This window comes from Brachybacterium sacelli, from assembly GCF_017876545.1.
Classification (GTDB): domain Bacteria; phylum Actinomycetota; class Actinomycetes; order Actinomycetales; family Dermabacteraceae; genus Brachybacterium; species Brachybacterium sacelli.
The window spans coordinates 347541-373190 of sequence record NZ_JAGIOD010000001.1 but is presented as its reverse complement, the minus strand read 5'-3'; the positions used below and the strand labels follow the sequence as shown (position 1 = coordinate 373190).

The window sequence follows — 25650 nt, the reverse complement described above, 5'->3', positions numbered from 1 at the left end:
TGAAGGAGACACGATGACCCAGATCGCCACGGCTCGCACCGACGAGCACTCGCCGCAGGACTTCCCCATGCCCCGTGACGGGCGCTGCCCGTTCGACCCGCCCCCGACCGGCCGTGCCCTCCAGGAGGAGGGGCCCCTGACCCGGGTGCGCCTCGCCGACGGCAGCACACCCTGGTTCGTCACCCGGTACGCCGAAGGTCGCAAGCTCCTCCTGGACCCGCGGCTGAGCTCGAACGCCGCCCGTCCCGGATATCCCCACCCCTCGGCGAGCGCCGCGCGCGCCGTCGCCGCGGACGCCGAGGCCGAGGAGGACGGCAGCACGCAGAACGCCGGGATCGGCTTCATCCTGATGGACGACCCGGAGCACGCACGGCTGCGCCGCATGGTCACCGCCCCGTTCGCGGTCAAGCGCATGCAGGCCATGCGGCCGACGGTCCAGCAGATCGCCGATGACCTCCTGGACAAGATGCTCGCGAAGGAGGGGCCCGTCGACCTCGTCGAGGAGTTCGCCCTCCCGCTGCCGTCGCTCGTGATCTGCCTGCTGCTCGGCGTGCCCTACACGAAGCACGACTTCTTCCAGATGAACTCCAAGCTGATCGTGCACCGTGATTCGACCCCCGAGCAGCGTCACGCCGCGATGACGGCGCTGGGCCAGTACATGGGGGAGCTGCTCGCCGAGAAGATGCAGCACCCGGAGGAGGACATCTTCTCCGACCTCGGCCGGCGCGTGCACGAGGGGGAGATCGGGATCCCCGATGCGGTGCAGATGGGCATCCTGCTGCTGGTCGCCGGTCACGAGACCACCGCGAACATGATCGCGCTGGGGATCACGGCGCTGCTCGAGAACCCCGAGGAGGTGGACCGGCTGCGCGAGGAGCCCGACCCGGCCCTGGTGGCCTCGGCGGTCGAGGAGCTCATGCGCTACCTGACCATCACGCACGACGGCCGCAAGCGCGTGGCCACCGAGGACATCGAGATCGCCGGGGTCACCATCCGGGCGGGCGAGGGAGTCATCGTGGCCACGGATCTGGGCAACCGCGATGCCGAGGTCTTCGAGGACCCTGACACCCTCGACCTGGGCCGGAACCCCCGCAACCATGTCGGCTTCGGCTTCGGGATCCACCAGTGCCTGGGGCAGAACCTCGCGCGCATGGAGCTCCAGGTCGTCTACCCGACCGTGCTGGCGCGGGTCCCCACTCTGCGTCTCGCGGCGGACGTGGCGGACCTTCCGTTCAAACATGACGCCACGATCTACGGCCTCCACCGCCTCCCCGTCACCTGGTGACGCGGAGATCGATCGACCTCGCGGAGTGACCCCGGCCCGGCGCGGACCGTCGAGGAGTGAGTGACGGGCTGCCGGGACGCGGGCCCCTCAGCCCCCGTTGGACTGACGCGTCCCCTCGGCCAGCGCGTCGAACCGGTAGATGAATCCGCCGGCGGGCCCGCTGACCGTCACGAAGGCCTTCTGGGTTCCGGGTCGGATGGCAAGGTTCGTCGCGGACTCGAGGCCCTCGTGCTCGGCGGGGATGTCGATGGTCGCCCTGTGCGTGCCGTCCGGGCCGTAGACCAGGATCCGTGGGATCCCGTGCGAGGCCTGGTAGATGTTCCCGTCGGCATCGATCGCGTTGGAGTCGGCCTGGGAGGGCCCGCCGTCGACGTGGATCGCGGTGTGCCCCGTGGTGACCGCGATGCGGTCCTGATTCAGGAGGAGGCGGTCGATGCGGTTCGCGTCGAGCTGGCTGATCCAGAGTGCGCCATCACGATCGAGGGAGATCCCGTTGGGGTTCGGCTGGTTGTCGGCCAGGACGGTCGCCGCCGAGGTCTCCGCGTCGATCCGCACCACGCGCCCGGTCGGGGCGGCGTCGGGATAGACGGTCGGCGAGGAATCGGAGACGAACATGTTTCCCGCCTCGTCGAACGCGAGGTCATCCGGGTGCATGGCACGGCCCTCGACCTCTCCGGAGAAGACGGTCCGGGCGTCCTCGCCCTCCGCGGTGACGCTGATGATCTGCCCCGACGCGTAATCGGTCAGGTAGAGGCGGCCATCCTGGGGGCCCCACTGCGCGGAGGTGAAGGCACCGTTCCCCTCGGTGACCAGAGGAGTGATCTCCTCGGTGTCGAGGTCGATCCGCATCACTTTCGGCGCGCCGGCAGGTGCGGTGACGTCGACGAGATGCAGCCGTCCCTGACCGTCGAACGTCGGCCCCTCGAGCAGAGTCATGCCGGTGGCCTCGTGCGGCGAGGTGACCTGCAGGACCCGCTGCGCCGTCTGGTGCTGCCTCATGCGGCACCCTGCCCGACGAAGTCTGATCGCGCGACCTCGTGGTCCGAGGGGCTCCCGCCCGTGCCTATCACGAGCACCTCGTCCATGCTGTCCTCGCGCCAGTCGGCGAGCAGCTGGTGGAAGGCCACCGGGCCGGGGGCGTAGGACGTCGAGGCCCCTGTGCGGGTGCCCTCCCCGTTGTAGTAGCCGGGCGTGCATTCGGCGAGGAACTCGCTGTTGTCGACGGCGACGTCCTGGAGCGTGTCGCACCATCGCTGCTCGGCCTCCCGGGTGGGCTCGACGTACCGGGCACCCCTCTCGCGGGCCGCGGAGACCATGGCGGAGATGTGCTGGGCCTGTTCGGTGAGGATGTGCACGAAGTTCACGGAGTTGGCGTTCTGCAGCGATCCCAGGTGGAACAGGTTCGGGAAGCCGTGGGAGGTGAAGCCGTGCAGGGTGCGGGGGCCGCGGGACCAGGCCTCCAGCAGCGCGATGCCGTCACGGCCGTGCGCAGGGAGCGTGCCGGAGACGACTCCGGAGACTCCGGTCTCGAACCCTGTCGCGAAGATGACGCAGTCCACCTCGTACTCGTCGGACCCGACGACCACCGCGTTCTGCGTCATCCGGGTGACGCCGCCATGATCGGCGGTGTCGACGAGGGTGACGTTGTCGCGGTTGAAGGCCTGGAGGTACAGGTCGCTGAACCCGGGGCGCTTGCACATGTAGCGGTACCAGGGCATGAGCGCCTCGGCCGTGGCCGGGTCCTCGACGACGTCTCCGACCCGGGAGCGGATGCGGTTCATGACGGCGAAGTCCGCGATCTCGTCGCGGCGCTCGCGCTCGGCGGGATCGAGCGAGGTGTCGAGCCTGCCGGTGATCATCTTGCGCTGCAGTGCGGGGGTGGCGGTCCAGCCGTCCTGGACCAGATCCTCCTCGACCTCCTCGCCGGACAGGATCGCCAGGAAGTTCTCCATCAGCTCACGCTGCCAGCCCGGCTGCAGCGAGGCGGCCCATTCCGGGTCGGTGGGTCGGTTGTCGCGCACGTCGACGGAGGAGGGAGTGCGCTGGAAGACGTACAGCTGCGCCGCGTCGGCCGCGATCTCGGGGATCGCCTGCAGCCCGGTCGCGCCGGTGCCGACGACGGCCACCCGTTTGTCGGCCAGACCCGTCATGCCTCCCTCGGCGTCCCCGCCCGTGTAGCCGTAGTCCCAGCGGCTGGTGTGGAAGGTGTGGCCCTGGAACTCCTCGATGCCGGGGATGCCCGGCAGCTTCGGCTGCGAGAGCGTGCCGGAGGAGACGACGACGTAGCGTGCGTGCATCTCGTCCCCGCGATCGGTGCGCACCAGCCAGTGCGCCTGCTCCTCGTCCCAGCGCAGCTCGGTGGCGCGGGTGTGGAACGCGGTGTCGCGGTAGAGGTCGTACTGCTCGGCGATCCGCACGGCGTGGCGACGGATCTCCTCTCCCGGTGCATACCGCCACTGGGGCATGTATCCGGTCTCCTCCAGCAGGGGCATGTAGAGGTAGGACTCGATGTCGCAGTGGATGCCGGGGTAGCGGTTCCAGTACCAGGTGCCGCCGACGTCTCCGGCTTCGTCCATCAGTCGCACGGAGGCCACCCCCGCGTCCCGCAGCTTCGCGGCGGTGAGCAGGCCGCCGAAGCCCGCACCGATCACGAGCACCTCGACGGTGTCCGTCCGAGGGGCGCGCTCGCCCCACGGCGTGTAGGGGTCTTTCGCGCAGTAGCCGAACTCGCCGTGTGTCCGGCGGTACTGGGCGGTGCCGTCGGGGCGGATCCGGCGATCTCGCTCCTGTCGGTACTTCTCGCGCAGCGCGTCGGGATCGAATCCGAGATCGAGGTCGTCCGTCGTCGTGTTCGTCAAGATCGGGCCTTTCATGGGGTCGAGGCAAAAACGTACATCTATGTACGTTTCGGTGGCAAGCCGCCCTCGGCTTGGTACGGTCCCTCCCATGGAGCAGACACCTGTTCGCCGCGACGTGGCGCGCAATCGCGAGCGACTGCTCGCCGCCGCCCGCACCGTCGTGGCGAAGCGCGGGCCGGATGTGCCGCTGGACGAGATCGCCCGTGCCGCGGGCGTCAGCCGCACCACGCTGCACCGCCACTTCGTCGACCGCGAGGCGCTGGCCGCCGAGGTCCTGCGGGAGAACGTGGAGGAGATCGAATCCCGCGCGCAGCACCTCGCGGAGCAGCCCGACGGGGCCGAGCAGCTGTTCCACCGCGTCCTGGACGTCCAGATCGACTCACCCTGGCTGGCGCACATGGTGGCCAGAAATCAGGGCCGTGAGCTCGGGCAGCTCGCCGAGCGCACGCGATCCGCCTTCGAACCGCTGGTCGCCCGGGCGTGCGAGGCCGGAGTCGCCCGCGCGGGGACGACGGCCGAGGACGTCCTGCTCGCGATGCCGATGATGCTGGCCTCGCTCGCGGTGGACCGCCACTCCGGCGGCGCGAACGACGTCGCGCGTGCCCGGGTCATCCTCCACCGCGGACTGTTCACGACCGAGCCGCCGGACCGCGCCCCCTCCTGACCGACGGATCAGCGGCTCGTCGGGGTCGCCGGGGCGCAGGAGACGCCCCGGGCCGCCAGGGGCCGCAGGCGTCGCGGCCGGGGAGCACCGTTCGGGGCGCGGTCATCCCAGCACGTGGACATCGTGCCCGAGGTCACCACGTGGGAACAGATCGCGCCTAGGCTGAGCGGATGTTCTCGAACCTGTCGGCCGGCGCTCTCGGCCTCCCCCTGGTCCACACCACCGCCATCGACCTCGCCGCGGCGCACGGCTTCGGCGGTGTCGACCCCGACCCGGAGTACTTCCGCTCCTTGGGCAGCACCGGCGCGGTTGCCGAGCACGCCGCCGAAGTGCGCGAGCGCGGTCTCGAATGGGGCATGGCCGGCCTGCCCGTGCCGCTGGACGCCCCCGCCGCACGGTTCCGCGAGGCCCTCGTGGACCTGCCGGCGGCGCTCGAGCTGCTGCAGGCCGCCGGCGTCACCCGGGTGGGCACCTGGATCCGGCCCATGCACGACTCGCTCGACCACCGCCAGAACTGGCGGCTGCACGCCGGCCGGCTCTCCCTGGTCGCCGAGCTGCTGGCCGATGCCGGCCTGCGCCTGGGCCTGGAGTACATCGGACCCAAGACCTTCTGGTCCACCGAACGCTTCCCTTTCATCCACGGCCTGCGCGAGGCGCGCGAGCTGATCGCCGATTCCGGGGCCACCAACGTCGGCCTCATCCTGGACAGCTACCACTGGTACACCGCCGGGGAGAGCGCCGAGGATCTCGCAGGCCTGACCGACGCAGACATCGTCTCCGTCGACATCAACGACGCCCGTGACGACCGCGAGCGTGACGAGCAGCAGGACCTCGACCGCCGCCTGCCCTACGCCACCGGGGTCATCGACCTCGCCGGCTTCATGGCTGCCGTACACACCGCCGGGTACACCGGCCCCGTGAAGGTCGAGCCGTTCATGAAGGAACTCGCCGAGCAGCCCGTCGACGAGGTCCTCGCCGACATCTCCGCGCGCCTGGACCGCGCCGTCGCGGGGGAGTGACGGCCAGCCGGTTCCGTGACGTGCGTGTGCCGTCACGCGCTGATCGGGCCGAGAGCTGATCGACGTAGTGCGAGCTGGTGGGCCATAGGTGATCAGGGTGGCGGGGGCTGACGGGATACGCCTCCGTGGGAGTACGACGTCGAGTACTGGCGCGTGAGCGTGCGCTGTGGCTATATGGGCAGAGCTCATGCCAGAGCGCCAGTACGCGACCATTTCCAGGTTCGTCGTCGAGGAGACCCATGGCAACCGTGTCGCACGATCCCGCCCGTCGCCGGCAGCACCTGCGCGCCCTGCTGGGACTCGAGTCGCGGTTCGCCGGGGACACGGGCCTCGCCAGGCTCGAAAACCTGCTGCCCGCGGCCGGGGGCGACCCCGTGGAGGTCGAGGTCCTCACGTCTGACGGGGAGGGGATCCCCGCGTTCCTGCTGCGCCCGGCCCCGGAGCGTTCGACAGGCGCGGCAGCGGTGCTGATCGCGGGGCACGGCCGGGGCATCGACGACCTGGTGGCCGCCGATCCCGTCGATGAGTACCACGACGGTCTCGCCCACAAGCTGGCGCGCGCCGGGTTCACCGTGCTGTGCCCGGAGATGATCAGCTTCGGCAGGCGCCGCTTCCCGCAGCCCGAGGGCACGTCGCCGGAGGAGCCGGCGGAGAACACCTGCGGCATCGACGCTGCCCGCCATCTTCTGCACGGGCAGCCCGTCATGGGTCACCGGGTGGCCGACGCCCTCGACGCGGCCCAGGCCCTGCGCGGTGTTCCCGGCGTCGATCCGCATCGGGTCGCTGTCGCGGGAGGCTCTGGCGGCGGTGCCGTCTCGCTGCTGGCCGCCGCAGTGGATCCCTCGATCACGGCCGCTCTGGTCGCCACCTACTTCTGCAGCTTCGAGGCGAGCCTCTGCTCGATCCGGCACTGCCCCTGCAACATCATCCCCGGGCTGCTGCCGGATCTCGAGATGGCTGACATCGCGGCGCTCATCGCCCCGCGTCCGCTCATCCTCGAGGCGGGGGAGCGGGACCATATCTTCCCGATCGAGGCGACCCGGGCCGCGTTCGCCCGGCTCGCCCCCGCCTGGGAGAGCCGCGATGCGCTCCCTCCCGAGCTCGTCGTCACCGACGGCGGCCATGCCTTCCGCGCCGAACGCTCGCTCGAGGCGCTGCGGGAGCGGATGGCCTGATCCGCACCGTCGGCCGCCGCGGTCACGGGCCGGTGTGGGCACGGTGGACCTACCCGTTCACAGCACCGCGGCGAGCGACCCCCGGCGTGCCCGTGTCCGGGCGTACCAGCGTCCGTCGTCGTGGCCGACGGCGATCGGATGCTCGAACGCCTCGGATACGGCGTCGGAGGTCAGCACGTCGTCGATCGGCCCGGAGGCCCGGACGGTGCCGTCGCGCAGCAGCAGCGCGTGCGTCGTCGTCGGCGGGATCTCCTCGAGGTGGTGCGTCACCAGCAGCGTGGTCAGTGCGGGGTCGTGACCCGGCAGGGTCTCCAGGGTCTCCAGCAGCTGCTCGCGGGCGGCGACGTCCAGGCCGGTGGACGGCTCATCCAGCAGGAGCAGAGGCGGCGAGGTGATCAGCGCGCGGGCGACGAGGGTGCGGCCGCGCTCGCCCTGCGAGAGGGTCGGCCACAGCGCGTCGGCCTTCCCCGAGAGTCCGAAGGTCTCCAGGAGCTCGTGTGCCCGGGCGATCTCGCCGGCGGGGGGTTCCCAGCGCATCATCCGCTCGACGCTGCCGGTCAGGCCCGTGAGTATGACGTCCTCGATGCTCAGCGCCGAGTGCAGGGGATGACGCGGGTCCACGTGCCCGATGCGCTCTCGCAGTGCGCGCAGCTCGACCCGTCCCAGACGCTGCCCCAGCACGTCGACGGTGCCGCTGGTGGGGTGCGTGGTGCCGCCCGCCAGGTTGAGGATGGTGCTCTTCCCCGCACCGTTGGCGCCGAGCATGACCCAGTGCTCGCCTCGGCCGATGCTGAAGGAGACCCCCGGGAGGATGGTCTTCCCGCTGCGTCGGTAGGTGACGTCGGTGAAGTCCAGGACGGAGGGGGCTGGGGTGAGAGGCATGGGGTTCCTTCGCGGGCTGAGAGCGGACTCCACGATCTGCCCGGGGAGCGCTGAACGGCGACGCGGTCCCGCGGGCCTGTCAATTTGTTTGTGTAAGCGGGGTGGTCACAGGTAGGGGTTGATTCGGTCGGGGTAGGCCGCGGCGAGTTGGGCGAGGGCTTGATTCCAGTTCGTGACGATCTGGCCCTCGACGAGTCGGCCCTGGGCTTTGCGCTGGCCGGCGGGCTTGCCGTGGTCCCGAGCGCGTTCGGCAGCGCGTTTGTCTTCGATGTTGCAGATCGCTAGCCAGAGCAGCTTCACCGCCGCGTCCGTGGAGGGGAAGTGGCCGCGGTTCTTGGTCACCTTCCGTAGTTGGAAGTTCAGCGACTCGATGCTGTTGGTCGTGTAGATGACCTTGCGGAGCATCGGCGGGAACTGCAGGAACGGAATGAACCGCTCCCACGAGTTTGCCCAGGTCGCAGCGGTTGAGGGGTACTTCTGTCCGAGGTCGGAGGCTTCGAACTCGGCCAGCGCCTGCCGGGCGACGTCCTCGCTGGGCGCGGTGTAGATCGGCTTGAGCGCAGCGGCGACTTTCTTGCGGTCCTGGTAGGCGACGAACCGCATCGAGGCTCGGATCAGGTGGACCACGCAGGTTTGGACCATCGAGTCCGGCCAGGTCGCCTCGATCGCCTCGGGGAGGCCTTTCAGCCCGTCGCAGCACACGATCAGCACGTCCCTCACGCCCCGGTTGGCGAGGTCCGCGCAGACGTGGGCCCAGAACGCCGATCCCTCGGTGTCCTGGACCCAGATCCCCAGCACGTGCTTGATCCCCTCGAGATCCACTCCGACGGCGATGTAGGCGGCGCGGTTGATCACCTGGTTGTTCTCCCGGATCTTGATCCGGATCGCGTCGAGGTAGATCACCGGATAGAACTCCTCCAACGGCCGTGACTGCCAGGCCAGGACCTCCTCGCTGACGGCATCGGTGATGTTGCTGATCGTCTCGTGAGACAGGTCCGTGCCGATCGTGGAGGCAAGGTGGTGCTGGATATCGCGGATCGTCATCCCACCCGCGTAGAGGCTGATGATCATGTCATCGAGCCCACCGAGGCGCCGCTGGCCCGTGGGGACCAGGCGCGGGATGAACGACCCGCCCCGGTCGCGGGGGATGTCCAACTCGATCGGCCCGACCTCGGAGGCGACCGTCTTCGGTGTCTTCCCATTGCGCGAGTTGGCGTGCTCCGACGCCCGCGCGGAGCCCTTCTCATAACCCAGATGGCTGGTCAGCTCTGCCTGGAGGCCCCGCTCGAGCGCGGCCTTGACCAGTGCTGGCACGAATCCACCGTCACCAGTGAGTTCGACATTTCCGTCATCGATCTGCTCGAACAGGGCATCGAGCTGTCCCGAGGCCTTCAGCTGCTCGACCAGGTCCTGGCCCGAGGGCTCGTCACTCGGCTGCTGCTTCTCATCGGTCATGGTCATGATTCTTACCGTTCCTCTCGGTACGGCTTACACAGACCATCTGACACGCCCGGTCCCGCCGATCGAGACGGCCCGGCCGGCGGCGGGAGCGCTGTCTCGACCACGGCCTCCGGCGCATACGCCGGTCACCCCCGGTGGCCGACGGGGTGGGATCCGTCATGCCGATGGGCGGATCCGAGGTGGTGAGTGTGTCCTATGCGGCATGCCGACGGTTCTGCGCGCGTCACTGCCGTAACGTCACAGTAGTGATTGCGCCTGCGTCCAGGACGACGCGCGCGATTCTCCGAGCCTTGATCCCTGTCCCTACTGCGAATGCGAGAGATCTATGCCCACGGGCACACGCAAGCTCACTGCGCCCCCGCGCCTGCCCAAGCGCGCGATGCGAATCACCCCGCTGGGAGGCCTCGGCGAGGTCGGCCGCAACATGACTGTCTTCGAGTTCGGCGGCAAGCTGCTCATCGTCGACTGCGGCGTCCTCTTCCCCGAGGAGCACCAGCCCGGCATCGACGTGATCCTGCCGGACTTCACCTCGATCCGGGACCGCCTCGACGACATCGAGGCCATCGTCCTGACCCACGGTCACGAGGACCACATCGGCGGCGTGCCGTACCTGCTCAAGGAGCGGGCGGACATCCCCCTCATCGGCTCCGAGCTGACTCTGGCCTTCATCACGGCCAAGCTCAAGGAGCACCGCATCACCCCGAAGACCATCCAGGTCGAGGCCGGGGACCACCGGACCGTCAGCACCTTCGACCTCGAGTTCGTCGCGGTGAACCACTCCATCCCCGACAGCCTCGCCGTGGCGATCCGGACGAAGGCCGGCACCGTGCTGCACACCGGCGACTTCAAGATGGACCAGTTCCCCCTGGACGGACGAATCACCGACCTGCGTGCCTTCGCCCGTCTCGGTGAGGCGGGCGTGGACCTGTTCCTCACCGACTCCACGAATGCCGAGGTGCCGGGGTTCACGATCTCTGAACGGGATCTCACCCCCGCCATCGACCAGGTGTTCACCACCTCGCCACGCCGGATCATTGTCTCGAGCTTCGCCAGCCATGTGCACCGCATCCAGCAGGTGCTCGACGCCGCTCACGCCAACGGGCGCAAGGTCGCCTTCGTCGGTCGCTCGATGGTGCGCAACATGGCGATCGCCCGGGACCTGGGATACCTGAACATCCCCAAGGGACTCGTGGTCGATTTCCGCAAGATCCAGTCGATGCCGGACCACAAGATCACGCTGGTCTGCACCGGATCCCAGGGCGAGCCCATGGCGGCGCTCGCGCGCATGGCCAACGGTGACCACCAGATCCAGGTGGGCGAGGGTGACACCGTGCTGATGGCGAGCTCCCTCATCCCGGGCAACGAGAACGCCATCTACGGGATCATCAACAAGCTCACCGATCTCGGCGCGAACATCGTCCACAAGGGCAACGCCAAGGTGCACGTCTCCGGTCACGCCAGCGCCGGTGAGCTCGTCTACTGCTACAACATCGTGCGCCCCCGCAACGTGATGCCGGTGCACGGCGAGTCCAAGCATCTCCACGCCAACGCCGAGCTCGCCCGCCGCACCGGGGTGCCCGAGGACCGCGTGGTCGTGACGCAGGACGGCGCCACCGTCGACCTCCTCGACGGCCGCGCCCGCGTCTCGGGGAAGGTTCCGGCGGGTCTGGTCTATGTCGATGGGCAGACCATCGGCACCGCCACCGAGGACACCCTCGCCGAGCGTCGGCTCCTCAGTGGTGGCGGCGTCGTCACCGTGGTGGCACTGATCGACCCGGACACCAATCAGCCGACGGAGCCGCTGGAGTTCCTCACCAAGGGCTTCGTCCACGACGACCGCACTTTCGAGGGTGCCTCGACGGAGGTGACCAAGGCGCTCAAGCGGGCGAAGCAGGAGAAGATCGACGACATCGCCGTGCTCGAGGAGATCATCGTCGAGGCCGTGGGCAGCTACCTGCGACGCACTTACCGTCGCGAGCCCGCCGTGATGGCCGTCGTCGTCGATTCCTGAGCGCCGGGCCCCTTAGCGCCCATCGCGTGCCGAACGGCCGTCTGATCGACCAGATACCTGGTCGATCAGGCGGTCGTTCCGCTGTCTGCAGGTCCCCGTCGCCTCGCGGCGAGGAACGCGGACCGCGCCTCAGTCAGCGGCATCTCATTCAGCGGCACCGAGGGCGCGGCGGTACCGATCTGCCACGACGTGGAACGCCTGCTTCCGGTGGAGCATGTCGCCCTCGGTGACGACCAGGGCGAACCCCGCCTTGTCGAGATCCTGTGCGGGATCGTCGTGGCGAGGGAAATCAGGCATGGCGTAGGTGAAGACGAAGCCTCCGTGCACCCCTGCGCCGTCGTACAGATCGAGCAGCTCGGACAGATAACGGGCCTGGACGGCTTCGTCGCGCGGGTGATCACCGCGGATGCGAGGCGGCTCCGAGAACCAGTTGACGATCTGGAACGAGCCCGCGCCGCGATCCTGCGCCCCGGTGAAGGCGCCGCAGCCGAACTCGGTGACGACGAACGGCCGGCCGTGGTCCCTGACCAGCGCGGCCACGCGCGCCGGATAGTCGGCATGGTTCCCGGCCGCCCGGTACAGACTGACGCCGACCAGGTCGAACAGCGACCAGTCCACGTTCTCCCACGACGCGGCGGAATACGTCACAGGCCCCGCGAAGTGCGCTCGAGCGGTCGCTGCGGCGCGCTCGAGCATCCGCGGCAGGCGGGCGTCGATACGGCGTCGCAGGAGACGGTGCGCCTTAAGGATGAGTGCGAGGCGGAGGAAGGACCGGGGCGCGGGGACGATCCCGGAGACGGAATGGGAGAACTCGCTGCCCACCACCAGCACCACCTGGTCCGGGTGCTCGGCTCTCATCCGCTGCGCATCCTGCGCGACCGCGGCGAGCTGGTCCAGCATTCCGGTGAGGTCCAGGTCGGTGGCATCCGGGCGGAGATGGACGCTCAGCCCGCGGCGCAGGGTATGACCTGCCGCCTCGAGGAGTTGATCCCGGTCGCGACCGATGATCATCACGGCATTGCAGAACAGCTCGTCGGCGATCACGTCCACGTCGCGGCGCAGCAGCGCGCTGTCCACGTCATCGACGAGATAGGAGACGCCACGTACGGCCAGCACGGCAACTTTCCTGACGGTGGAAGGGACAGGACCGAGAGGGACGACGGAATGACCCGGTGGCTGACGGCGAGAGCTACTGGGCCATGGAATCCAGCCAGCTGTACCGCAGCCGGGTGGCGCGTTCGACGCTCGCGGTCGCGGCGGCCAGGCCGATCAGGACGTTCCCCCACCACGGAAAGTTGATCGGGGAGGTGAACCTGCCGAACCGTTCCGCGATCGGCGGGATCTCGGTGAGGTACTCGAGGATCTGAGGGACTCCCAGCAGTACCGCGAGCAGGATCACGAGCAGGGACAGCAGCCCGAGCAACCGACCGCGGGCGGGATGCTCCTGATCCAGCCGTGCCCGTCGGCCCTCCGCCGAGTGAGAATCCGGCAGGAGCTGGCGCTCGGGCCCGTTCTCCGGCACGTAGTGGCACCGTCTCAGGCCGAATGCCGAGGGCTTCACCTCGATGACGCCGCCCTCGACCGGGAAGGCGGCAGGGAAGGTCGAGACGGAGTGATGACGGCCGTCGACGTAGAGATGAGCCTTGCCGTTGCCGTCCTCGGTGGCGATCCGCTGCCAGTAGGGGACGTCGATCGCGTAGACCCGCCGATCGCCTTCACTCTCGGTGGCGTCCAGGGGGAGGTAGAACAACGCTCGCGACAGCATCTGCCACCACCGGAAAGGCTTCAGGGGGCGACCGTTCCCGGGTTTGATCCGCTGGGCAGCGCGCTGTCGACGGCGTTTCTCGAACACGGGAGGGGCCTCCGGGGCGTGGTGAGCGGGGTTCGCTGACAGTATCCACGTCTCCGTGCGCACGACGGGGGATCGGTGGCAACCGTCTCCGGGTTCATCCCACGACCAGGAGGGGCGTGAGATACCTGAGGGAGAAGGCCTCGTAGACCGCGCCGACGACGAACAGCGCCAGGGCGGGCAGAGCGAGCCGGCCGATGAGCTGCAGTCCGCGCACGTATCCCCGCCGGTGGGTGGGGGCCTCGACCGTCGCCGGCCGGAGCCACGACCTGCCGAGGAGGAAGGCGCCGAGCAGCAGCAGCACATAGGCCTGGTACTCGATCACGATGGTGAGCGAGTGCGGGATCAGCGTCATCGCGGCGGCGTGGTTCACCGGCGCGAGCGTGATGCCGGTCTCTACGGCGAAGTACGCGAAGACCGCGATGCCGAGGAAGGGCACGATCAGCGAGGGCAGCAGGATCGAGGCCAGGGCGATCCTGGCGATGTTGACCGCGAAGATGGTCGCCGCGAACAGCCACGGCTGGGCGAGCAGGGAGACGACCAGGTCGGTCTCCCCGCTGGCGCCCATCGACCCCGTCAGCGCCGCGTTGAGATCAGGGAACAGCAGGCCCAGCGCCATGCCGAGCAGGAGGAGCCCGTAGGCCATGGCGGTGAGGGCGAGATAGGCGCGCAGGTCGGCGCGGATGATCTGGAGGGGGGTGCGAAGTACTCGCATGAGATGTGCTCCGAGGTCCGGGGTGCGCCGTCCGTCCACGGCGAGTACTCCGCATACAAAACTATGTGCTGGGCACAGGGTCAAGGCTCGGGTGGTCGAGAGCGCGCCTCCTGCCCGCGCCGGTCAGCCTCCTCGCTGTGCATCCAGGGCGTGCTGGTGCTCCGCGTAGAACTCGGTCTCGGCCGGTTCGGGACGGTCCTGGCCGTTGAGCAGACGGTGCCACAGGGGGTAGTAGGCCGGCTGCTGCGAGGCCAGGGTGATCCGGTCGCGGGCCTCCTGGGGCAGGGTGAGATCAGCGGCGGCGAGATCCTGCTGGAGGTGCTCGAAGGAGCGGGCAGCGATCACCGTGCCGTCCACCCCCGGGCGGTCGAGGATCCAGGAGATGACCACCTGAGGGATCGTCCATCCCAGGTCCCCCGCGATCTCGTCGAACAGCTCGATGAGATCGTAGGCGCGCTCCCAGTCCGTCACGTGGGGCTCCGGCCAGTCGGTGCCCTGCCTCGTGTCCGACGGGGTCTGCGTGCCGCGGCGCACCTTGCCGTTCAGCAGCCCTTCGCCCAGTGGGCTCCACCCGAACGTGGCCACGCCGAGATCACGAGCGGCAGGGATGATCTCGTACTCGATCTCCCGCGCCTCGGGCGTGTAGTAGACCTGCTGCGCGACCGGGGCCTCGAGGCCTGCCTGCCGTGCCTCGTAGACGGTCTTGGTCAGCTGCCAGGCGCTGTAGTTCGACACTCCCCAGTAGCGCACCTTGCCGGCGCGGATCAGGTCGGTGACGGTCGCGATGGTCTCGAGGATCGGGGTCTGGCCGTCCCACTGGTGCAGGTACAGCAGGTCGAGGTGGTCAGTGCCGAGCCGCTGCAGGCTGTCCTCGACCGCGCGGGTCAGGTGGTACCGGCTGGCGCCGGAATCGTTGGGGCCGTCCCCGACCGATGTGCGGGCCTTCGACGTGAGAATGACGTCGTCGCGCCGCTTTCCCAGCGCTTTTCCCAGCACCCGCTCGGAATCACCGGCCGAGTAGATGTTCGCGGTGTCGAGGAAGTTCACTCCGTGGGAGATGGCTTCATCGAGCTGGCGTCGGGCGTCGTCCACGGAAAGTCCGGCAATCTTCTCGAAACCTCCTCCGGCACCGAAGGGAATCGTTCCCAGCGCCAGACGGGAGACGTAGAGGCCGGAGTGGCCAAGGCGGATGTAATCCATGAGAAGCGCTCCTCTCGCGGCGGAAGATCGTCGTCCCGAGCGGAACGCGCCGCGTTTCCCTGACGGTACGTCAGCCTCTCGATCACGAGAAGAGGCGCCCGGTCATCGCGTCGCTGCCTGAACACGAGCTGTTCGCTGCGTCGCACCCGCGGAGCGCGGCCCGTGGTCGGAACTGCTCGTCCGGGCGTTCGAGCGGGGCGAGGGGTGACTCGCATCGTCCGCGGCCGCCCGGGAGCCCGTCGGTGCCGACATCTCGTGGCTCGACCGCGCGAGGCGGTCACAGCGCGCCGATATCTATGCAGGAGACGGGTGCTTTCGGTGGAGGCTGCCCCGCTCGGTCACCCTCCGCAACGCCCCGACGTCCACCCCGGGCGCTCGCGAGAATCGATCCGGGGCGCGGGCGGCAGATCCCGTCTCGAACGGCACTTGACCTGTGTGCTTCGCGTCACGTAGGTTCAGAGAATCGTCAGGTTACCTGCAGGTTTTGTTCAGTTGTCCAGGACGGGCGCTGGCACACCTGGATCACTCTCCTGGCGTTATCCGAACTCTACGGAAGGTTGGAGAGATGTCAATCAAACTCGGGCGAAAGTGGTGGGCGAAGATAGCGGTCGCCGGGGCTGCTGCGGCCGTCGCTCTGGGGAGCGCGCCGCTCGCGTATGCCGAAGGCGAGGACTCCGGCGGTCACGGAGGTCACGGGGAAGGGGGCGGTGACGCATGTACGTTCTTCCTGGATCACATGTGGGCCAACGAAGACGGCATTCCGCTGATCGGGACCCCCTCTCATTTCAATGAGTTCCACACCGATCCCGCCTACGAGAATCTGGTCCTCTCGCTGGCCAGCGGTGCCATCGGCAACTCCGAGATGCCGGTCATCGACATCTACGGCGGCCCTCTGGGATGGATCCCGGTCTTCAACCCCTCTCACGTGAAGGGCCACGGGACCGACTACGTCACCCTGCTGACCTCCTGCGGCGGCGTCGGCATCCCCCTGAACACCAACGACCTGACCAATCTGGACGTCGAGTCCGTCCAGGAACTCGCGAATCTCTCCGATCTCATCGTCCCGGGCCTGCCCTCGCCGGAGACGCTGACGGACCCCACGTACCTCTGGAAGACGACGGATGCGACCGAGATCCTGGAGCGGGTCGATCCTGAGACCCTGCTCAACGTCGGGGACTACACCGCCTTCGCAGGCGATCACCTCGACACCTGGCGCTTGCTGTGGGAGACCGCGCTGAGCGACGTGACCAGCGGTAATCCCACGGGTGTCCTGGACGTCGTGAAGGTCACGGACAACATCAACACCCTCGAGTCGCTCTCCGGGCCTCTCGGTGGCGACATCGGGTCCGATCTCCTCAGCCCGGACGCCGTCAGCGGTCTCCTCAGCGAGGAGGGCACCTCCGGCCTCCTTGGCGAGGAAGGCGTCGGCGGTCTCCTCGGCGGCGTCACCTCAGGTGGTGCCGGCGGCGACGAAGGCACGCCGGGTGATGACAGCACTGGTGGTGACGAGGGCACGCCGGGTGACGACAGCACTGGTGGCGACGACAGCACTGGTGGCGACGACAGCACCGGTGGTGACGAGGGCACGCCGGGCGACGACAGCACTGGTGGCGACGACAGCACTGGTGGTGACGAGGGCACGCCGGGCGACGACAGCACTGGTGGCGACGACAGCACTGGTGGTGACGAGGGCACGCCGGGTGATGACAGCACTGGTGGTGACGAGGGCACGCCGGGCGACGACAGCACTGGTGGCGACGACAGCACTGGTGGTGACGAGGGCACGCCGGGTGATGACAGCACCGGTGGCGACGACAGCACCGGTGGCGACGACAGCACTGGTGACGAAGGCACTTCCGGCGACGCCGGCCTTGGTGGTCTTCTCGGCGGTGACGCCGTCGGCGGCCTTCTCGGTGGTGACGCCATCGGCGGTCTCCTCGGTGGCGGTGCTTCCGGCGGTTCCGGCGAAGGCAGCTCCTCGGAGTCGATGCAGTACTCCGCGATCACGCCGGAGACTGAGGACTCGACGGGCGCGGCACAGTGCCAGGGCTCGCTCAACGGCAACGTGTTCTCGGTGACCTGCGTCTACGCGGACATGGCTGCTGAGGTCACGTCGGTGACGCTGAACACCGGCGACGACGAGATCGCGCTGGAGGCCAACGGCGGGACGAGCGGCGGCGCCGCCGGCTCCGTCGAACTGACGGAGGAGCAGATCGAGGCGCTCAACAACGGTGAGTTCACGCTGGACGTGACCACCGCTGAGTCCGACTCGACCATCAGCACGGCCGTCGAGCCCTGCTGATCAGCGCAGTACCCCCGTCGATGTCATCGTGACATCACGGATGAGGGGTGGGGCCGCAACTCGCGGCCTCACCCCTCATCGCTGTCCCAGGGCGCTGGCCAGTAGCGGCGCATTCTCCCGTCCCGGCGCCGAGGGACCGGCTACTCGAGAAAGGTCGCGATGACCAACGGAGCGAGAAGCGCCAACGTGTTGTTGACGCCATGGAGGATCACGCCGGGCCATACCGAGCCCGACCAATGGAACAGGAGTGCGGCGAGCACGCCGACGACGAACGCGACGGGCAGCACCGGGTTGATCCCGTGGGCGAGGGCGAAGACGGCCGCACTGGCGGGAACGGCGAGCCAGGGTGTGAGGCGGGACAGCAGGGTGTTGGCCACGACGCCGCGGAAGAAGATCTCCTCGCCCAGCGGCGTGATGAGCGAACCCGCGATGAGGCTCAGCACCAGGAAGACGAACCCGCCTTGCGCGGCAGCCTGGTAGGACGTCTGGATGTTCTGCGTGTCGTGCGTCGTGACCATGTAGAGCAGCGCGGCGACCATCCCGAGCAGATAGGCGGCCACACCGAAACCGGCGCCCAGCCAGAGATGGCGGGCCTTCGCGCGTCGGACCCCGAATGCTGCGAGGTCGCGGACCCGGATCAGGTAGGCGACCGCGAAGGCGACGAGGCCCATCGCTCCGGAGACGAAGAGCCCGACGACTCCGCTGACGGCTTCGTCCTGGACCAGGGGCAGCAGGAGGAAGACCAGACCGAATGCTGCGAGGTAGGTGGCGGCGCCGGCCAAGACCTCTGGCCAGCCGGGACGTGCCGGTCGGTGGGTGCTCTGCGTGGCCATGAGAGGCCTCCTTCTGCTGATGACGGGAGACGTGGCGATCGCCGGGTGTGGACGGCGAGACCACGAGCCGAGGAGTCGGAACCTGGCAGGCTCGGTGTTCACTGCGTCCAGGGGGCCGATGCTCCCGAGTCCGTGTCCAGCCGTTCCCGGGGTGTCTGGTCGGTATCCAGACTCTCGGACCGGGAAGGATGCCGGTAGTGGACGCAGTCACCGGGCCGCATGACTTCTGTCAGATGCGCCCTCGTGGCCGGTGCGGGGCCCGATGCGTACGATCGCCGTCATGACGGTGCTTCACGTGCTCGGCGTCCCCAGCAGCGCCGCCAGTTACGCGCCCGGTCAGGAGCAGGCGCCGCGAGCGCTGCGCGAGGCCGGGTTGCTCGACGCTCTGACGGCTTCGGGATGGCAGGTCGAGGACGCCGGGGATCTCACGATGCAGGTGTGGAGCCCCGACCGCGCCCGCCCCTTCGCGCAGAACCTCACCGCGGTGGCCTCCTCGGTGCGCGAGCTCGCGGCCCGAGTCGCCTCGCTGACCTCGAGCGGCGAGCGTCTGCTGGTGCTCGGTGGGAACTGCACCGTCGCACTCGGCATGTGCGCCGGACTTCGCGACAGCGGTCTCGAGCCCCACCTCGTGTACATCGACCGACACTTCGATCTGAACACCCCTGAAAGCACGCGCGAGGGCGCACTGGACTGGATGGGCGTCGCGCACGGGCTGGCCGTGGAAGGCTCCGCCGACGAACTCCTCGACGCTCTGGGGCCCCGGCCGCTGCTGGTCCCTGGCCAGGTCTCGTTCCTCGGTGTCGAAGTGGACGGTGCCACGGGCTTCGAACGAGAGCAGGCCGACCGCCTGCACCTGCCGGTCGTGCCTCTCCATGACCTCGTCGCCGCACCGCGTGACAGTGCGCGCACCGCGCGGAGCGCCCTGCCCGACGAGCCGTTCGCGGTGCACCTGGACGTCGACGTGCTCGACTTCATCGACGCTCCTCTCGCCGAGAACGTCAACGGACGCAACAGCGGTCCCACCGTCGACCAGCTCGGCGAGGCACTGGGGACCCTCTGGCAGGACCCGGGATGCCGCGCGCTGTCGATCGGAGAACTCAACCCGGTCCACGCGCGAGCCGACCCGGCCGCGCTGCCACGTTTCATCGACACGCTGGCCGACGCGCTGGCGACGTGACCGGACCGGCTGCATGATCACGATGACCTAGCCTCGTGGTCATGTCCTACCGGATCGTGCACTCAGACGACGTGGAAGAAGGGCGTGGTCCTCACCCCGCCGGGAGCCCGTTCGACAAGCGGATCAGTGAACGTCTCGGCCTGGCGGCTTTCGAGATGTACAAGGTCCAGCTCCCACCGGGCGCCGCGACCGAGCCCCACGATCACGTCTGCGACGGGGTCGAAGATGCCTATGCGATAGTCCGCGGCAGCGGCTGGCTGGTCGTCGACGGGACAGAGGTCCCTCTGCGGGAGGGCCATTTCGTCGCCGTCTCCACGCAGAGCGTCCGGTTCGTCCGGGCGGGGGACGACGGCTGCGATCTCCTCGCCGTGTGTGCCTGACCGCGATCGAGGGTGCCTCTGAGCGGTGCGGAGCCGGTGCGGTGCTGCGTCGGCGCCGCGGCGCGATCAGGTCAGTTCGCGCAGCGTCGAGGTCATGTCGCCACCCGCGTCACCCGTGTTGACCGTTCCCTGCGGCTCGAGCAGAAGGGCATGGACCTCGCCGTCCGCCTTCGGGCAGTGCTCGACACCGCGGGGCACGACGAAGACGTCGTCTGGCTCGAGGACGACGTCACGATCTCGAAGCTGAATGGTCAGCTCGCCGTCCAGCACCATGAAGAGCTCATCGGTGTCCGGGTGCGTGTGCCAGACGAACTCGCCGCGGAGTTTCACCACCTTGACGTCGTAGTCGTTGATGCTCGCGAGCCGGTGCGGCTGCCAGTGCTCGGTGATGGCCGACAGCGCAGTGCGCACGTTCCGGATGTCATCGCTCATGTCCGCACTGTACGACCCGAACATGCCTGATACGGCGGGAATCCGTCCCTCGCGCGGGCACACCTCATGCCACGGCGATGAGCACCGTCGCGGTCAGCGCTGCAAGCAGACCGAGAGCCTGAGACCGTCGGAGATGCTCGTGGAGGAACGCGAGCCCGACCACCACGGGGACGACCGGATAGAGGGACGAGAGCACGACGGCGACCGTGACGAACTCCGTGCGAAGCGCGTAGAGGTAAGCGGCCAGCGCCGCCGCGGCCAGCACGCCGGCGCCGATGCTGAGCGCGATGACGGACGGCGTGGCGGCCGCGGCGTCACGCGACGGGGCGCGGCGCAGGAGCAGCACGGCCACCCCCAAGATCACCGCGATCGCCGCGGCGCGACCGCTGAGGATCGGCCATAGACCCGAGGAGGCCTCCGCCTGCGCGAGACAGAGGTATTGGAGGGCGATGCCGCAGCTCGCGGCGAGGCCGTCGAAGACCGCTGAGCGGGAGGCAGCGTCCGACCCGTCGGTCGCCCTGCTGATGAACCACAGCGCCGGGGCGGCGATGAGGATGCCCACCCAGGTCAGCCAGGGCGGCCGTTCGCCGAGGAGGGCCACGCTGACGAGGACCGGCAGTGCGACGCCGCCCACGGCGCTGAGAGGCACCACGACGGTCATCGCGCCTCGGCTGAGCCCGTGGAAGAGGAACGCCATGGCGAGCCCGGTCCCGATGCCGGAGCCCGCTCCCCAGGCCAGATCCGCACCTCGCGCCGGCGGGGTCGGGCTAACGACCATGATCAGCGCGGTGGCGCACAGCGCGCCCACCTGCCCGAGCAGGGCGACGTGCACGAAGGAGATGCGCCGTGACGCGAGGCCACCGATCACATCGGAGACTCCGTAGCTCAGCGCGGAGGCCAGTGCCAGGGCGATGCCCATGTGCTACCCGCCCTCACCGCGTTCTGCCTGCCCCACCGGGCAGGGAGCTGAGCGCAGGCAACGGTCCCGGTCGCACAGGCGGCAGATGCGCTGGCCCTGTCCCACCTCGGCGTGGACCTGCCTCAGGATCTTCTCCAGCAGCCCGGCCAGCACCTGCTGGTCGCTCTCCTCGAGATGCGAGAGGGCGTGGACCAGCGGATCGTTGCGGTCATCGAGCACCCGATGTGCGAGCTGATGCCCCTGCGTGGTGGGATGCACCCTCCTGCGCCGCTGAGTGGCCGTGCCGTGCCGCCGCTCCACGAGGCCATGGGCTTCCAGGGCGTCGACCATCCGCGCGGCAGCGGGTTGGCTCAGCCCTACCCGTCGGCCGAGCTCGCTCACGCTCAGCCCCGGATCTGCATGCAGGGTGACCAGCGCTGCGGCGCTGCTCGTGCTCAGCCCGCGCTCCCGAGTCGCCTCACGCAGAAAGCGATCGGTGAGAGCCAAGGAGGTCGCGCCGAGAAGGTTGGCCGTGCGCTCCACGTCGTGCATACCGCAGTATTTCATGCAGAGTGCATGATGCAAGGGGTGTGAGGGGCCTTCGGCAGGCGGCTGCGTACCGAACGCCGCGAGGCCGGACGCCGAGCGGGCGTCGTCGCACGACGCTCAGTGCTCGATGCTCCCGGTGTCCGCGGCCGGCTCGTAGTCCACCACGAGACCGTAGTGGTCGCTGACGGTCGTGGGGCCCGTGTCGAAGGCTCGCCGGCACGAAAGGGCGATCAAGGACGGGCCGCTGGGTGTGCAGCGGACGAGGACGTGATCGATGCTGCGGAACGGCCAGTCCGGATCCACCTGGTACGGATTCGCGGGGGTGTACGTCTCCCTCGCTGTGCCGCCGTGGACGGCTTCGGCCGCGCAGCGATAGCAGACGCTGGTGTCCTCGATGACGTGCCGCCCGGTCCAGAAGCGCATGCTGTCGGAGGTGCGCTCCGCGTCCATGTCCCCGGCCACGACCACATGGCCGGGCCGATCGAGACGGAGACGCTCGAGAGCGCGGGCGACGGTCACGGCCTGGAGCCGGCGTTCGCGCTCATGGTCCAGCTGGTAGTCGGGGAAGTGGTTGGCGACCCAGATCCTGCCGAGCGGTGCGGGGGCGAGGATCTCCGTGATCAGGCAGATGCAGGCGAAGTCGGACGTGCGATCGGTGACGTCGAGATCGACCTCCACCACCTCCCCGATCGGCCATCTGCTGGCCGTGGTGATGCCCTGCCCGTCCGGGGCGCCGTGCCGGCCCGTCTCGCGCTGCGTCTGCTGGGCCAGGTGATAGCCGCTCCCGAGGATCTGCGCCGCTTGATCGACCTGCGCGGTCAGCACGGTCTCCTGCAGCGTGATGACGTCGGCTTCGAGCCGCGCGAACTCGGCACGCATCGTCTTCTGCCGATCGGCCGACGGGCCTCGGGTGCCCCAGGTGTTCAGGGTCGCGATCCTCATCGTGCTCGGCGCCCGAGGAGGATCCCGTCCTCATCAGCGAACAGACGTCGCCCGGGATGGAAGGTGGCACTACCGAACTCGACGGGTTCGTCCACGATCCCCTGGCCCGTCTTCGTCGACTTCCGAGGAGTGGAGCCGAGTGCTTTGATCCCGAGCGGAAGAGAGCGGAGCACTGCGACGTCGCGCACGGCCCCGTGGATGACCACCCCGGCCCAGCCGTTGTCCGCGGCGATCTTCGCGATCATGTCGCCCATGAGCGCCCGCCGCAGGGACCCGGCCCCGTCCACCACGAGCACCGCGCCGTCTCCCGGCTCGGAGACCGTCGCCTTGAGCAGCGAGTTGTCCTCGAAGCACTTCACGGTGCGGATCATGCCGGAGAAGGCGAGGGTGCCGCCGAGATCGCGGAACTGGAGGGCGACGGACTGCAGGTCCTCGCCGTGCTCGTCGTACAGGTCGGCCGTGGCGGTCATGGATTCTCCTTCGTCGGGGGTCGTGGCCATCATGGCGGCTCGCGGTGGTTTCCGGGACCTGGGATCAGGTCGTCCGGAACTCTGCGACCTGCGCGTCGGTCAGCAGCACGGAGCAGCCCTCACTGGTAGGAGACGAACCAGGGGCGCGGCTCGACTTCGTAGGTCTGCTCCGGGGCGAAGGTCGGGGTGTCCTCGTCGTAGAAGTTCTTCCACGCCATGAAGATCCCCTCCGGCAGGTCCTTCTGCAGGGCGTTCCAGGTCTCCAGCTTCGAGTCCGGGGTGCCGTGGCCGTCGGCGTGCACCGTGAGCGCGAGCTCCGGACGGGAGGTGTCGAGGTTCTGGCGGTCGGTGATCATCGAGCTGCTGAACTGGTGGAGGATCAGGGCCTTCTGGGGGAGGCCGTGGTCCGAGGTGAGATCGGCCAGCCACCGGGAGGTCTCGTTGACCTCCTCGGCCGAGACCGAGCCGATCTGCTCGAGATGTTTCTGGCCGGGCTCCAGCCGCCATTCCGCATCGAGCGCCAGCCCGACGTGGGGTTCGGCGAGCAGGTCCTCGTACCGCTTCGCCTGGGTGAGGAAGTCCGTGCTGCCGGGCTGCAGGTCGAGCACGACGTAGACGCCGGCGTCCCCGGCCGCGTCGACCCATTCGCGCAGCATCTCGGGATCGAGCTCGCTGGAGTAGTCGCCGTCGGCACCCGGCTGCGAGGAGGCGAGGGTCGTGATGATCTCGAAGGCGGGCACGACCGGCTCGTCGGTGAGCCCGGAGTAGTCCTCGGCCAGTTGCGTGACGCGATCGATCGACTCCTGGACCCCTTGCTCCCCGAGGATCCCGAGGGACGGGATGCCGGGGGAGCCGTAGGCGGCGATCATGCGCCGACCGGGGAAGACGCTCGTGCCGCCGCCCGGGAGCTCGGGGGCGGTGAGGGTGATCTGCAGGGTGGACGCCCACTTCTCGGCCGGGCCGAAGGACTCGCCGACGGCGAGGACGCCTGATGACGGGTCCCCCCCGATCGCGTCCTTCGCCTCTGCCACGGCGTCGCTGCTGCGGCCGGGGTCGCCGCCGGGCATCTCGGTGACGGCGCCGCCGGCCGCCTCGACCTCGGCACGAGCGACGGCCTGTGCGGGATCGTCCAGCTCCGGGTCGACGAACAGCGAGACGGGGGCGGGCTCCCGGTCCCCACCCGCCTCGGGCAGGTCGGCCTCCGAGTCCGCGGGGTCGATCTCCTCGACGTCGAGACCGTCCGCGAGTGAGGAGACGTCCGTGCCCTCTGCCGTCACGACGGTTTTGGTGCCCAGTCGCTCGAGCTCGGCGGCGACCTCCTGATCGGTGCCGATCAGCAGGGGGAGCCCGGAGCGGGAGCTGACCTCGGCGAGCGCATCGACGGAGTCCTCGGTGGCGACCACCGCCCCGTCGGCCGATTCGAAGAGCGCGGCACTCAAAGCGATCGCGGTCCGTGAGGGGTCCTTGCCGGCCAGCACGGTCGAGGCAGGGGCCTCGTCGGCGACCTGCACGTCGAACCGGTCCGGCCCGAAGATGCAGGCGCCGGTGGTCGCCACCAGCGCCACCGCCGCCGCTGCCGAGGCCACCTTCCGGAACCCTGTGGATCCTCCCCGTCGCCCTGCGTTCACTGCGCCACCCCACCTTTCCTCCGCTGCCGTCTCCACCGCCCCGGCCCCCGGAAGGTCGCTGTCGCACCCGCAGGAAGCGAGGACACGACCCTTGCCTGCCCACGAAACCGATGGCGTGACGCCTTCAACGTAACTGTTCCCCGCCGCTGCCGGAGGGACCGGCGCCACTACGATGGTGTCGTGGCTCGCCGGCAGAGTCGTTCCTCGCGGGTCCGGTGGTGGGACGTACGTCTGAGAGGTTCGGACTTCCGCGGTCGGAGCGGGTCACTACGATCGCTGTATGGGCCACGATCTCCAGGACGAGCTGCACCGGAAACTCATCCATGCGCGCGCGAATGTTCTCGACAATCTGGAGGGGCTCGACGAGTACGACCTCCGACGACCACTCACCCCGACCGGTACCAACCTGCTCGGCCTCGTGAAGCACCTGGCCGGCCTCGAGTACGGCTACCTCGGGGACTGCCTCGGGCGGCCTGCGGGAGTGAGCATCAGCTGGCAGGAGGACAGGTCGATCTGGGACGGGGCAGACATGTGGGCCATCCCCGGGGAGTCCCGCGAGTACATCGTGGCCCTGTACCGGCGTGCGTGCGCCCACGCCAATGCGACTCTCGCGGAACTCGACCTCGACAGTCCCGGCCACGTGCCCTGGTGGAAAGAGCCCGACACCACGCTCGGGGCGCTCCTGATCAGGATGGTCGCCGAGACGTCGCAGCACGCCGGCCACGCCGACATCGTGCGCGAGCTGATCGACGGGCGCGCGGGCAACCTCCAGAACGAGCTCGGCGATGATCCCGAGTTCTGGGACCGCTTCACCGGGAGGATCCGGGACGCGGCGGAGGAGTTCCGCCGCTCCTAAACGTCCTCGCCTCGCGGCCCGACCTCGCGGAGCGCTTCCGGCCCGACGTCGGGATCGGGCCGGG

General features: G+C 69.1%; 24 protein-coding genes. 9 read left to right on the top strand and 15 right to left on the bottom strand.

Annotated features, from left to right (window positions below; genetic code table 11):
* The first annotated feature begins 13 nt into the window (after positions 1-13).
* Positions 14-1285 (top strand): cytochrome P450, encoded by a 1272-nt coding sequence (locus tag JOF43_RS01545; RefSeq protein WP_209898149.1) that lies wholly within the window; start codon positions 14-16, stop codon positions 1283-1285.
* 87 nt (positions 1286-1372) lie between these two features.
* Here JOF43_RS01545 and JOF43_RS01540 read toward each other — a convergent pair whose 3' ends face one another.
* Both JOF43_RS01540 and JOF43_RS01535 read right to left on the bottom strand, forming a co-directional pair.
* Complete coding sequence (locus JOF43_RS01540) at positions 1373-2284, bottom strand: SMP-30/gluconolactonase/LRE family protein (RefSeq protein ID WP_209898147.1); 912 nt, start codon at positions 2282-2284, stop codon at positions 1373-1375.
* Positions 2281-4158 carry a flavin-containing monooxygenase gene (locus JOF43_RS01535; protein ID WP_245353982.1) on the bottom strand — a complete coding sequence of 626 codons (1878 nt, stop codon included), beginning with the start codon at positions 4156-4158 and terminating at the stop codon, positions 2281-2283. The genes JOF43_RS01540 and JOF43_RS01535 overlap by 4 nt, the downstream gene beginning before the upstream one ends.
* A 73-nt stretch (positions 4159-4231) precedes the next feature.
* Between JOF43_RS01535 and JOF43_RS01530 the strand changes: the two genes are divergently transcribed.
* The 3 genes from JOF43_RS01530 (at position 4232) to JOF43_RS01520 (ending at position 7001) form a co-directional block, all read left to right on the top strand.
* The gene (locus JOF43_RS01530) at positions 4232-4807 is read left to right on the top strand and encodes a TetR/AcrR family transcriptional regulator (protein WP_209898145.1); all 576 of its coding nucleotides are present in this window, start codon (positions 4232-4234) and stop codon (positions 4805-4807) included.
* Between the two features lie 170 nt (positions 4808-4977).
* Entirely contained in the window at positions 4978-5826 is an 849-nt protein-coding gene (locus tag JOF43_RS01525) for a sugar phosphate isomerase/epimerase family protein (protein ID WP_209898143.1), read from the top strand.
* Positions 5827-6065: 239 nt separating this feature from the next.
* Positions 6066-7001, top strand: a complete 936-nt coding sequence (locus tag JOF43_RS01520) for a dienelactone hydrolase family protein (protein ID WP_209898142.1) — start codon at positions 6066-6068, stop codon at positions 6999-7001.
* A 57-nt stretch (positions 7002-7058) separates the two neighbouring features.
* Here the strand turns inward: JOF43_RS01520 and JOF43_RS01515 are convergent, their stop codons facing one another.
* Entirely contained in the window at positions 7059-7883 is an 825-nt protein-coding gene (locus JOF43_RS01515; protein ID WP_209898139.1) for an ABC transporter ATP-binding protein, read from the bottom strand.
* Positions 7884-7988: 105 nt separating this feature from the next.
* Positions 7989-9338, bottom strand: coding sequence for an IS256 family transposase (locus JOF43_RS01510; RefSeq protein WP_209898137.1), 1350 nt, complete (start codon positions 9336-9338; stop codon positions 7989-7991).
* Positions 9339-9669: 331 nt separating this feature from the next.
* Here JOF43_RS01510 and JOF43_RS01505 point away from each other — a divergent pair, with 331 nt between their 5' ends.
* Positions 9670-11355 (top strand): ribonuclease J, encoded by a 1686-nt coding sequence (locus tag JOF43_RS01505; RefSeq protein ID WP_209898136.1) that lies wholly within the window; start codon positions 9670-9672, stop codon positions 11353-11355.
* 144 nt (positions 11356-11499) lie between these two features.
* On the opposite strand, the gene JOF43_RS01500 is transcribed toward JOF43_RS01505, so the two are convergent.
* The 4 genes from JOF43_RS01500 to JOF43_RS01485 form a co-directional block, all read right to left on the bottom strand.
* Positions 11500-12471, bottom strand: coding sequence for a glycoside hydrolase family 113 protein (locus JOF43_RS01500; RefSeq protein WP_209898134.1), 972 nt, complete (start codon positions 12469-12471; stop codon positions 11500-11502).
* Positions 12472-12544: 73 nt separating this feature from the next.
* The gene (locus JOF43_RS01495; protein WP_245353981.1) at positions 12545-13120 is read right to left on the bottom strand and encodes a hypothetical protein; all 576 of its coding nucleotides are present in this window, start codon (positions 13118-13120) and stop codon (positions 12545-12547) included.
* A gap of 181 nt (positions 13121-13301) precedes the next feature.
* The gene (locus JOF43_RS01490) at positions 13302-13919 is read right to left on the bottom strand and encodes a hypothetical protein (protein ID WP_209898130.1); all 618 of its coding nucleotides are present in this window, start codon (positions 13917-13919) and stop codon (positions 13302-13304) included.
* Positions 13920-14042: 123 nt separating this feature from the next.
* On the bottom strand, positions 14043-15119 hold the full coding sequence (locus JOF43_RS01485) for an aldo/keto reductase (RefSeq protein WP_209898128.1): 1077 nt from the start codon (positions 15117-15119) through the stop codon (positions 14043-14045).
* Positions 15120-15855: 736 nt separating this feature from the next.
* On the opposite strand from JOF43_RS01485, the gene JOF43_RS01480 reads away from it, so the two are divergent.
* On the top strand, positions 15856-17421 hold the full coding sequence (locus JOF43_RS01480) for an ICP22 family protein (RefSeq protein ID WP_209898126.1): 1566 nt from the start codon (positions 15856-15858) through the stop codon (positions 17419-17421).
* 140 nt (positions 17422-17561) lie between these two features.
* Here the strand turns inward: JOF43_RS01480 and JOF43_RS01475 are convergent, their stop codons facing one another.
* A complete protein-coding gene (locus JOF43_RS01475) occupies positions 17562-18254 on the bottom strand; it encodes a CPBP family intramembrane glutamic endopeptidase (protein WP_209898124.1) in 693 nt (230 codons plus the stop codon).
* A gap of 280 nt (positions 18255-18534) precedes the next feature.
* On the opposite strand from JOF43_RS01475, the gene JOF43_RS01470 reads away from it, so the two are divergent.
* Both JOF43_RS01470 and JOF43_RS01465 read left to right on the top strand, forming a co-directional pair.
* Positions 18535-19431, top strand: a complete 897-nt coding sequence (locus JOF43_RS01470) for an arginase family protein (RefSeq protein ID WP_209898122.1) — start codon at positions 18535-18537, stop codon at positions 19429-19431.
* Between the two features lie 41 nt (positions 19432-19472).
* Positions 19473-19811, top strand: a complete 339-nt coding sequence (locus tag JOF43_RS01465; RefSeq protein ID WP_209898121.1) for a cupin domain-containing protein — start codon at positions 19473-19475, stop codon at positions 19809-19811.
* 66 nt (positions 19812-19877) lie between these two features.
* Here the strand turns inward: JOF43_RS01465 and JOF43_RS01460 are convergent, their stop codons facing one another.
* The 6 genes from JOF43_RS01460 to JOF43_RS01435 form a co-directional block, all read right to left on the bottom strand.
* Positions 19878-20243, bottom strand: coding sequence for a cupin domain-containing protein (locus JOF43_RS01460; protein WP_209898119.1), 366 nt, complete (start codon positions 20241-20243; stop codon positions 19878-19880).
* Positions 20244-20307: 64 nt separating this feature from the next.
* The gene (locus JOF43_RS01455) at positions 20308-21162 is read right to left on the bottom strand and encodes an EamA family transporter (protein ID WP_209898117.1); all 855 of its coding nucleotides are present in this window, start codon (positions 21160-21162) and stop codon (positions 20308-20310) included.
* A gap of 3 nt (positions 21163-21165) precedes the next feature.
* Positions 21166-21708: a MarR family winged helix-turn-helix transcriptional regulator gene (locus JOF43_RS01450; protein ID WP_209898115.1), complete on the bottom strand. Its 543-nt coding sequence runs from the start codon at positions 21706-21708 to the stop codon at positions 21166-21168.
* A gap of 99 nt (positions 21709-21807) precedes the next feature.
* Positions 21808-22632, bottom strand: coding sequence for an endonuclease/exonuclease/phosphatase family protein (locus tag JOF43_RS01445; protein WP_209898113.1), 825 nt, complete (start codon positions 22630-22632; stop codon positions 21808-21810).
* The gene (gene rraA, locus JOF43_RS01440; protein WP_209898111.1) at positions 22629-23102 is read right to left on the bottom strand and encodes a ribonuclease E activity regulator RraA; all 474 of its coding nucleotides are present in this window, start codon (positions 23100-23102) and stop codon (positions 22629-22631) included. The genes JOF43_RS01445 and rraA overlap by 4 nt, the downstream gene beginning before the upstream one ends.
* A gap of 119 nt (positions 23103-23221) precedes the next feature.
* Positions 23222-24688 carry a hypothetical protein gene (locus tag JOF43_RS01435; protein ID WP_209898109.1) on the bottom strand — a complete coding sequence of 489 codons (1467 nt, stop codon included), beginning with the start codon at positions 24686-24688 and terminating at the stop codon, positions 23222-23224.
* Positions 24689-25010: 322 nt separating this feature from the next.
* On the opposite strand from JOF43_RS01435, the gene JOF43_RS01430 reads away from it, so the two are divergent.
* On the top strand, positions 25011-25586 hold the full coding sequence (locus JOF43_RS01430; RefSeq protein ID WP_209898107.1) for a DinB family protein: 576 nt from the start codon (positions 25011-25013) through the stop codon (positions 25584-25586).
* Positions 25587-25650: the final 64 nt, after the last annotated feature.

Bases quoted from the DNA above. Each gene is read 5' to 3' on its own strand.
- JOF43_RS01510 (WP_209898137.1), bottom strand. From the start codon at position 9,338: ATGACCGATGAGAAGCAGCAGCCGAGTGACGAGCCCTCGGGCCAGGAC.
- JOF43_RS01545 (WP_209898149.1), top strand. From the start codon at position 14: ATGACCCAGATCGCCACGGCTCGCACCGACGAGCACTCGCCGCAGGAC.
- JOF43_RS01455 (WP_209898117.1), bottom strand. From the start codon at position 21,162: ATGGGCATCGCCCTGGCACTGGCCTCCGCGCTGAGCTACGGAGTCTCC.
- JOF43_RS01525 (WP_209898143.1), top strand. From the start codon at position 4,978: ATGTTCTCGAACCTGTCGGCCGGCGCTCTCGGCCTCCCCCTGGTCCAC.
- JOF43_RS01460 (WP_209898119.1), bottom strand. From the start codon at position 20,243: ATGAGCGATGACATCCGGAACGTGCGCACTGCGCTGTCGGCCATCACC.
- JOF43_RS01530 (WP_209898145.1), top strand. From the start codon at position 4,232: ATGGAGCAGACACCTGTTCGCCGCGACGTGGCGCGCAATCGCGAGCGA.
- JOF43_RS01535 (WP_245353982.1), bottom strand. From the start codon at position 4,158: ATGAAAGGCCCGATCTTGACGAACACGACGACGGACGACCTCGATCTC.
- JOF43_RS01445 (WP_209898113.1), bottom strand. From the start codon at position 22,632: ATGAGGATCGCGACCCTGAACACCTGGGGCACCCGAGGCCCGTCGGCC.
- JOF43_RS01515 (WP_209898139.1), bottom strand. From the start codon at position 7,883: ATGCCTCTCACCCCAGCCCCCTCCGTCCTGGACTTCACCGACGTCACC.
- JOF43_RS01450 (WP_209898115.1), bottom strand. From the start codon at position 21,708: ATGAAATACTGCGGTATGCACGACGTGGAGCGCACGGCCAACCTTCTC.
- rraA (WP_209898111.1), bottom strand. From the start codon at position 23,102: ATGACCGCCACGGCCGACCTGTACGACGAGCACGGCGAGGACCTGCAG.
- JOF43_RS01475 (WP_209898124.1), bottom strand. From the start codon at position 18,254: ATGGCCACGCAGAGCACCCACCGACCGGCACGTCCCGGCTGGCCAGAG.
- JOF43_RS01520 (WP_209898142.1), top strand. From the start codon at position 6,066: ATGGCAACCGTGTCGCACGATCCCGCCCGTCGCCGGCAGCACCTGCGC.
- JOF43_RS01470 (WP_209898122.1), top strand. From the start codon at position 18,535: ATGACGGTGCTTCACGTGCTCGGCGTCCCCAGCAGCGCCGCCAGTTAC.
- JOF43_RS01480 (WP_209898126.1), top strand. From the start codon at position 15,856: ATGTGGGCCAACGAAGACGGCATTCCGCTGATCGGGACCCCCTCTCAT.
- JOF43_RS01490 (WP_209898130.1), bottom strand. From the start codon at position 13,919: ATGCGAGTACTTCGCACCCCCCTCCAGATCATCCGCGCCGACCTGCGC.
- JOF43_RS01505 (WP_209898136.1), top strand. From the start codon at position 9,670: ATGCCCACGGGCACACGCAAGCTCACTGCGCCCCCGCGCCTGCCCAAG.
- JOF43_RS01465 (WP_209898121.1), top strand. From the start codon at position 19,473: ATGTCCTACCGGATCGTGCACTCAGACGACGTGGAAGAAGGGCGTGGT.
- JOF43_RS01540 (WP_209898147.1), bottom strand. From the start codon at position 2,284: ATGAGGCAGCACCAGACGGCGCAGCGGGTCCTGCAGGTCACCTCGCCG.
- JOF43_RS01430 (WP_209898107.1), top strand. From the start codon at position 25,011: ATGGGCCACGATCTCCAGGACGAGCTGCACCGGAAACTCATCCATGCG.
- JOF43_RS01495 (WP_245353981.1), bottom strand. From the start codon at position 13,120: ATGCTGTCGCGAGCGTTGTTCTACCTCCCCCTGGACGCCACCGAGAGT.
- JOF43_RS01485 (WP_209898128.1), bottom strand. From the start codon at position 15,119: ATGGATTACATCCGCCTTGGCCACTCCGGCCTCTACGTCTCCCGTCTG.